The organism is Geobacter sp. PheSNFMC (assembly GCF_059620965.1).
The window spans coordinates 1-7457 of sequence record NZ_JCAMRN010000105.1 but is presented as its reverse complement, the minus strand read 5'-3'; the positions used below and the strand labels follow the sequence as shown (position 1 = coordinate 7457).

The 7457-nt window shown below is 59.9% G+C and carries 7 protein-coding genes; 2 read left to right on the top strand and 5 right to left on the bottom strand.

Annotation, left to right across the window (positions count from 1 at the left end):
* From AC6CDK_RS17240 to AC6CDK_RS17220, 5 genes are all read right to left on the bottom strand, one after another.
* Positions 1–329: 4-(cytidine 5'-diphospho)-2-C-methyl-D-erythritol kinase (locus tag AC6CDK_RS17240; protein ID WP_496639935.1), on the bottom strand; the 329-nt coding region annotated here is incomplete at its 3' end.
* Between the two features lie 73 nt (positions 330–402).
* Complete coding sequence (locus AC6CDK_RS17235) at positions 403–1236, bottom strand: polysaccharide deacetylase family protein (protein ID WP_237560672.1); 834 nt, start codon at positions 1234–1236, stop codon at positions 403–405.
* 111 nt (positions 1237–1347) lie between these two features.
* Entirely contained in the window at positions 1348–3945 is a 2598-nt protein-coding gene (clpB, locus tag AC6CDK_RS17230) for an ATP-dependent chaperone ClpB (protein WP_192905587.1), read from the bottom strand.
* A 261-nt stretch (positions 3946–4206) separates the two neighbouring features.
* On the bottom strand, positions 4207–4371 hold the full coding sequence (locus tag AC6CDK_RS17225; protein ID WP_052269366.1) for a hypothetical protein: 165 nt from the start codon (positions 4369–4371) through the stop codon (positions 4207–4209).
* Between the two features lie 111 nt (positions 4372–4482).
* Positions 4483–5556, bottom strand: a complete 1074-nt coding sequence (locus tag AC6CDK_RS17220) for a branched-chain amino acid aminotransferase (protein ID WP_039642974.1) — start codon at positions 5554–5556, stop codon at positions 4483–4485.
* A 286-nt stretch (positions 5557–5842) separates the two neighbouring features.
* Here AC6CDK_RS17220 and rpoH point away from each other — a divergent pair, with 286 nt between their 5' ends.
* Complete coding sequence (gene rpoH / locus AC6CDK_RS17215; protein WP_192905588.1) at positions 5843–6697, top strand: RNA polymerase sigma factor RpoH; 855 nt, start codon at positions 5843–5845, stop codon at positions 6695–6697.
* A 73-nt stretch (positions 6698–6770) separates the two neighbouring features.
* On the top strand, positions 6771–7457 hold a 687-nt coding region (locus AC6CDK_RS17210), incomplete at its 3' end, for a HesA/MoeB/ThiF family protein (protein WP_496639934.1).

The following is a 7457-nucleotide window of genomic DNA, read 5'->3' as shown; positions in this document are numbered from 1 at the left end:
ACCGTCGCCGCGTCACTGCTTCCGCCACCGAGACCGGCCGCCACCGGGATCCTTTTGGTTATGGCAATATCAATACCTGGCTTGTCGGCGGACAGGGCGAGCAGGGCGTCAGCGGCACGCCAGGCAATGTTGCCGGGGCCGTCGGGCACCCCGTTCCGTCCGCAGACAACGCGGATACCGGGTTTGTCCGAAAGGCAAATCTCTATGACGTCACAGAGATCTATCCGCTGCATGATCATCCGCAGGTCATGGTAGCCGTCGGGGCGCCGCCTCAGAACATCGAGGCGGTAATTGACCTTGGCCGGGGCCTTGAGCGTCAGTTTCTTCATGTCGTCTCCGCCTGTGGGGAAATGAAAAGTTTTTTGTAAAACAAACGTACGGTCAACACAAGGAGAAACCGCCTCAGTCACCCGTGCCTTCCGAGAGGGTCACGAACCGCACCCCCCTGGCCCGCAGCAGGGGGAGCGCAGCCTCAACGCCGGCGGCGGTTCCGCCCTCCGGATGGTTCATATGGAGAATGACCACATCGCCGGGAGCGACTGCCAGCAATGCCTGCCGGACCTGCTCGGAAGAGAAGGTTGCCCCGGCATCCCCTAGAATCGAAAAGCCAGCCACTCGGTGCCCCAGAACACCGGCGACCTCCACGGCAACCTCGTCATAGTAGGCGGTCCCGGAACGGAAGAACCCGGGTCTCCGACCGGTCACATCCTGGATGCGCCGGGCATTGAGCTCAATTTCGTCAACCAGTTCGGCGATGCCGGCCGTGCCGGCGATGCCGTAGGCCGACCGTCCCACTACCGAGGCGGGGCGATGCCGGTCGCCATGATTGGCGATCTCGAACAGGGGGTTCGCGGCCAGTCGCCTGAACTCGCCGGGATTCGCCTCGATCCAGCGGCCGCTGACGAACAGGGTTGCCGGGATTCCCTCCCGTTCCAGCAAGGCGATGAGGCGGTTGTCGATCCCTTTGCCCCGGGCGGTTCCGCAGGCGTCCAGGGTAAGGGCGACCTCCCTCTTGCCAGGCCGAAGATGCGTAATGACACCAGTAACCGCCTCCCCCCACTGGGTCGGCATCCGTCCGGCAAAGCGTTGAACCACACGCTGCCGCAGGGCGGCATACCCCTCACCGCCCCCCTCTCCGGCGCCGCCTGCCACCACCGGCCGACTCACGGAAAGCAGAACAACGACTGCCGCAAAGATCCCTGCCGCCCTGCATATCCGTCGTGCGGCCACGCTCATCACCTCGCCGAATCAGATACCGACCATAGTAACGCCTTACACAGTTCCCGGAAACAAAAAAAGCGGGCTTCAGGAACGAAGCCCGCCGACACGCCATAATCGGTGGCAATGCTATTTCTTTGTGATGACAAGCTCTTCTCCTGACACGGAAAGGTCGACCCTGACCGTATCCCCCTCCTGGAATTTTCCCTCCAGGAGTGCCAGGGCCAGCGGGTCCTGAATCTTCCGCTGGATCGTCCGCTTGAGGGGCCGGGCGCCGTAAGCCGGGTCATATCCCTCGCGGCTCAGGTATTCCCGGGCCTTGTCGCTCATTTCAAGGGAGATGTGCCGGTCAGCGAGCCGCCGCTTCAGGTATTCCAGTTGGATAGTGACGATCTTCTTGATCTGCTCAAGGGGAAGCGCGTGGTAGATCACGACCTCGTCGATCCGGTTGAGGAATTCGGGCTTGAATCCCTCCTTGAGCGTCTCGGTGACCATGGCCTTCATGCGCGCGTAGTCACTGGAACCGTACTGCTGAATCCATTGGGAACCAAGGTTGCTCGTCATGATGATGACCGTGTTGCGGAAGTCGACCGTGCGCCCCTGTCCGTCGGTGAGCCGCCCGTCGTCCAGTACCTGAAGGAGCACGTTGAAAACCTCCGGATGTGCCTTCTCGATCTCGTCGAAGAGGACGATGGAATAGGGTCGCCGTCTGACCGCCTCGGTAAGCTGCCCCCCCTCTTCGTATCCCACGTAGCCCGGCGGGGCGCCGATGAGCCGGGCAACGGTGTGCTTTTCCTGGTATTCGCTCATGTCGATGCGAACGATGGCCTGGTCGTCGTTGAACAGGAACTCCGCCAGGGCCTTGGCGGTTTCGGTCTTGCCGACGCCGGTGGGCCCCAGAAACAGGAACGAGCCGATGGGCCGGTTGGGGTCCGAGAGACCGGACCGGGCCCGGCGAATGGCGTTTGCCACCAGCACGAGTGCCTCATCCTGGCCGACGACTCGGGTTTTCAGCCGGTCCTCCATGTGCACCAGCTTGTCCGCCTCGCCTTCCATCATGCGGGAAACCGGAATGCCGGTCCACCGGGCGACAATCTCGGCCACCAGCTCGCCATCCACCTCTTCCGGCAGCATCTTTCCTTCCTTGCGGATATCCTCCAACTCCGCACTTCTGTCGTCGATCTCCCTCTCGATGGCCGGGATCTCGCCGTAGCGGATCTCGGCCGTCCGGGCCAAGTTGCCTTCACGCTCGGCTTTCTTCGCCTCTTCCCTTTTCTCTTCGAGGCGCTGCCTGAGCGAGCTTACCCGGCCGATGATGTCCTTTTCCCGCTGCCAGTGTCCCTTGAGCTCGGCCGACTTGGCCTTGAGCTCCTCCAGTTCGTCGGCGAGTTTTTTCAGCCGCTCCTGGGCGTGGGGATCCTGGCTCTCCCGCAGCAGGGCCTGTTTTTCGATCTCCAGCTGAATGATTCTCCGCTCCACCTCATCGATTTCCGTGGGCATGGAATCGATTTCTATCCTCAAGCGCGAGGCAGCCTCATCGATAAGGTCGATTGCCTTGTCGGGGAGAAAGCGGTCGGTGATGTAGCGGTCCGACAGGGTAGCGGCCGCGACGATGGCGCTGTCCTTGATCCGGATGCCGTGATAGTTCTCGTACTTTTCCTTGAGCCCTCGCAGGATCGCGATAGTGTCCTCCACCGACGGTTCGCCGGTATAGACCTGCTGGAACCGCCGCTCAAGGGCCGCATCCTTCTCGATGTACTTGCGATATTCATTGAGCGTCGTGGCGCCGATGCAGTGGAGCTCTCCCCGGGCAAGCGCCGGCTTGAGCATGTTGGACGCATCCATTGCCCCCTCGGCTGCACCGGCCCCGACCAGGGTGTGAAGCTCGTCGATAAACAGGATGACCCTGCCCTCGGACTTGGCAACCTCCTTGATGACCGCCTTGAGGCGCTCCTCGAATTCGCCGCGATACTTGGCACCGGCAATGAGCGCCCCCATGTCGAGGGCAGCGAGCCGTTTATCCTTGAGGGTCTCGGGCACATCACCGGAGACGATCCGCTGGGCAAGCCCCTCCACGATGGCGGTCTTGCCCACCCCGGGCTCGCCGATCAGGACCGGATTGTTCTTTGTCCTCCGCGACAACACCTGGAGCACCCGCCGGATCTCGTCGTCGCGGCCGATAACCGGATCCAGCTTTCCCTGACGGGCCAGGTCGGTCAGATCGCGGGCATACTTGGTCAAGGCCTGATAGGTATCCTCGGGATTCTGGTCGGTAACCCGCTCGCCGCCGCGAATCTCCACCAGGGCCGCCAGAACGTTATCCCGACTGACTCCGGCATCAAGGAGCGCCCGGGCAGCCGCGCACTGCCGCTCGGCAAAGAAGCCGAGGAGAAGATGCTCGGTGGAAACGAATTCATCCTTCATGGCATCGGCTTCACGCTGGGCCGCATCGAGTATCCGGTTGAGAGCAGGCGAAAGATAGGCCTGGGCCGTGGCCCCGCTCACCTGGGGAAGCTTTTTCACCAGCGCATCCACCGTGCTCCGCAGCGCGGCCGGCGCCCCTCCCACTTTCTGGATGATCGGGGCAATGAGCCCCCCTTCCTGCTCAAGGAGCGAGACCAGAAGGTGCTCCGGCTCGATGGAGCCGTTACCCTGGCGTGCGGCCAGTTGCTGGGCTCCGGCCAGGGCCTCCTGGGTCTTTATGGTCATTTTCTCGGGTCTGATCATTGGGCGCTCTCCTTTCCTGCTTCAGGAAAAACATAGGCACGCACCGGGAGGATGTCAAGGAAGGGAAGGAAGGGTTTTCAGGGGAGAAAGCCGAGAGACCGCTCGTATCCCGTACGGTTAGTCCTGCGAAGGAATTGCGGGGGATCGTGGCCATCGCCAAGGCGCGGCGACGCGGGCAGAGCCAAGCCCTGTCAAGAGGCCGCCCTGCCGGCAGTGACTACAAGGGCGGCAGCTTCGAGCAGGAACCCGCCACATGGAACGCTAGAGGGAAGAAATGAGATCGAACTCCAACTGCTTCCAGTTCTCCCGCTTGATCTTGGGGCCGGGATAGTAGCGGGGGCAGGAGGAGATGACGACCGCGGCGGCCTGCTTGCACGGGCGGCGACAGGAAAGACAGAGCTTGTTGGCTTCGGGCTTCCGTTTCATGGTGACCTTTGCTGGGGTGTCCGGAGCAATCTCCTCATTCGCCATGGCAACATGAATGTTATGAAAAGGCGGAAGGCGCGTTACCGCCGCCCTCCGCCTTCCCTGGCACAATCAGGAAATCTTGCGGATCCAGCCGAAGGTGTCGGGGATTCGACCCGTCTGGATGCCGGTGAGAGCATCATAGAGTTCCCGGGTGATCGGCCCGACGCCACCGTCGCCCACAGTCACGCTCTCGTCCTTATACGCCAGGATGCCGACGGGGCTGACGACAGCGGCAGTGCCGCTGCCAAAGGCCTCGGTCACCTTGCCGGCTCGGATATCGGCCATGAGATCGTTCACGTCGATCAACCGCTCTTCGATGGTGTAACCGCGGCTCGCGGCCAGCTTCAGAACCGAATCGCGGGTTATGCCGTTCAGAATGGTGCCCGTGAGAGGAGAGGTGACTATGGTCTTGCCGTAGGCAAACAGCATGTTCATGGCCCCCACCTCTTCGATATAGCGGCGGTGGACGCCGTCGAGCCAGAGGACTTGGTCGAATCCCTTCTTCTTCGCTTCGAGGCCGGCCTTGAGCGACGATGCGTAGTTGCCGCCGGTCTTGGCTTCACCGGTGCCGCCGGGCACGGCGCGCACATACGTGTCTTCCACCATGATCTTTACCGGGTTGAATCCCGCAGCATAGTAAGCTCCCACCGGCGACAGAATCACATAGAAGTAGTAATGGTCGGAAGGCTTTACGCCAAGTACCGGCTCCACGGCTATCATGGTGGGGCGGATATACAGGGAGGTTCCCTCAGACGCCGGAATCCAGTCACGCTCGAGTGCCACCAGTTGCTCGATGCCGCCGACGAAGAGATCTTCCGGCACCTCGGGCATGCAGAGCCTTTCCGCAGAATGGTTGAAGCGCCGGGCATTCATTTCGGGGCGGAAAAGCGCAATGGAACCATCGGACCACTTATAGGCCTTGAGTCCCTCGAAAATTTCCTGGGCATAGTGAAATACCGCACAGGCAGGATCCAGCGAAAACGGAGCATAGGGCTCAATGCGCGCATCGACCCAGCCCTGCCCGACCTTCCATTCGGCAACAAGCATCCGGTCGGTAAATAGACGACCAAAGCCAAGAGCTGTTTCGTCGGTGGCCTTTTGCTTCTTCTGCTCAGCGGGAAGTGGTGCAACTCTGATTTCCATCCTCAGGACCTCCGTTAGCCGGCGCCAAGCGTCGGCTCAGTTTATATAAATCGGTTTATCACAGCATCCCAGGCGCGGCAAGATGTTTTGCGCTGTCAGCCATGAGGCTGATCGCTCACGGCATTTCCACCGGAGGCATCCAGCACCCCATCGTTCACCAACGGGAATATCACGCATAGAAAGAGAAATGGGTCGCTACCAGCTTGATTTTTGGCACCCTCCTTGTTACATTATTAGCACTCGGGCACACTGAGTGCTAAAATAATCACCCTGGGAGGCGCGTTACATGTCAATGAGCTTGCCTGTTGTTGCGGACAGCCTGACCGTCTACCTGAGAGAACTCAGAAAATTTCCCGTCCTCACTCCCGATGAGGAATACCGGTTTGCGGTTAAATTTTACGAGGAGAAAGATCTGGAGGCAGCCCATACCCTCATCACCTCGAATCTTCGGTTCGTTGTCAAGGTTGCCTTCGAGTATCGCTCCTATGGTTTGAAAATGCTCGACCTCATTCAGGAAGGCAACATCGGCCTGATGATGGCAGTGCGCAAATTCAATCCATACAAAGGGATACGTCTCATCTCCTATGCGGTCTGGTGGATTCGCGCATATATTCAGAACCACATCATTTCGGCATGGAGCCTTCTGAAGATAGGCACGACCCAGGCACAAAAAAAACTGTTCTTCAAATTGAATCAAGCCAAAAACGCGATCAAGGGACTCACGGGTACGGACGACATCGAAGCAACGGCTGCCTCGCTCCACGTAAAAGAATCCGAGATTCTAGAAATGGACCAGAGGATGCGCGGCGACTTTTACCTCGACGCAGAAATCAAGGACGGCGACGGGCTCACCATCCTCGAAACACTGGCCGACGAGCGGCAGAACCAGGAGGACTCCCTGGCTGAGCTTCAGGAGTCCGAACTGCTCAAGCAGCATATTGCCGGAGCTCTCGACAAGCTCAACGAGAAGGAGCGCTTTATCATCGAGCAGCGAGTGACAGCGGATTCTCCGCTCACCCTTCAAGATATCGCTGATCGCTTCTCGATCTCCCGCGAGCGGGTTCGCCAAATCGAAGAGGCCGCTCTCCGCAAGATAAAGTCATACCTTGTCCCCATTATTGCAGAGACGCGACCGGCCTGACCGCTTCGTCAGCACTCAAGGCCCCACCTCTGAACGGGTGGGGCTTTTTTTACATCACATTCAAGGTGACCGTATGCTCACAAGTACCCAACAGGAGCGATATGCTCGGCATCTCATTCTGGAAGGAGTCGGCCCGGAGGGACAAGAAAAACTCCTTACCGGTAAGGTGCTCATCATTGGCGCAGGCGGCCTCGGCTCACCGGCGGCCTATTACCTGGCAGCCGCCGGCGTCGGAACCATCGGAATCGCCGATTCGGACCGGGTTGAACTCTCCAATCTCCAGCGCCAGATCCTTCACTCTACTGCCGGTATAGACCGCCTCAAAGTCGAATCAGCCCGTGACGCCGTGCATGAACTGAACCCAGACGTCCAGGTCCGCACGTACCCGGTAAGAGTAGACGAGGCAACTCTCCGGACCATCCTTGCAGACTATGACTTTGTCATCGATGCCACCGACAACTTTGCCTCAAAGTTCCTGATCAACGATGCATGCGTCCATGCGGGCACTCCCTTCTCGCACGGCGGGATCCTGCGCTACACGGGGCAGACCATGACGGTTCATCCCCACAGATCGCCATGCTATCGATGCCTCTTCGAGGAAGAGCCCCCGCCAGAGATAGCGACCAGTTGTTCCCGCGCCGGAGTTTTGGGGGTATTACCAGGGGTGATTGGCTCGTTGCAGGCGACAGAGGCATTGAAGCACCTGCTGGGAGTCGGAGAATTGCTGACGGGGCGTTTGCTCACGTATGACAGCCTGTCG

What these genes read in the sequence shown, in the direction of transcription:
- AC6CDK_RS17235 (WP_237560672.1), bottom strand. Translation starts at nt 1,236, where the DNA reads ATGAGCGTGGCCGCACGACGGATATGCAGGGCGGCAGGGATCTTTGCG.
- clpB (WP_192905587.1), bottom strand. Translation starts at nt 3,945, where the DNA reads ATGATCAGACCCGAGAAAATGACCATAAAGACCCAGGAGGCCCTGGCC.
- AC6CDK_RS17225 (WP_052269366.1), bottom strand. Translation starts at nt 4,371, where the DNA reads ATGAAACGGAAGCCCGAAGCCAACAAGCTCTGTCTTTCCTGTCGCCGC.
- AC6CDK_RS17220 (WP_039642974.1), bottom strand. Translation starts at nt 5,556, where the DNA reads ATGGAAATCAGAGTTGCACCACTTCCCGCTGAGCAGAAGAAGCAAAAG.
- rpoH (WP_192905588.1), top strand. Translation starts at nt 5,843, where the DNA reads ATGTCAATGAGCTTGCCTGTTGTTGCGGACAGCCTGACCGTCTACCTG.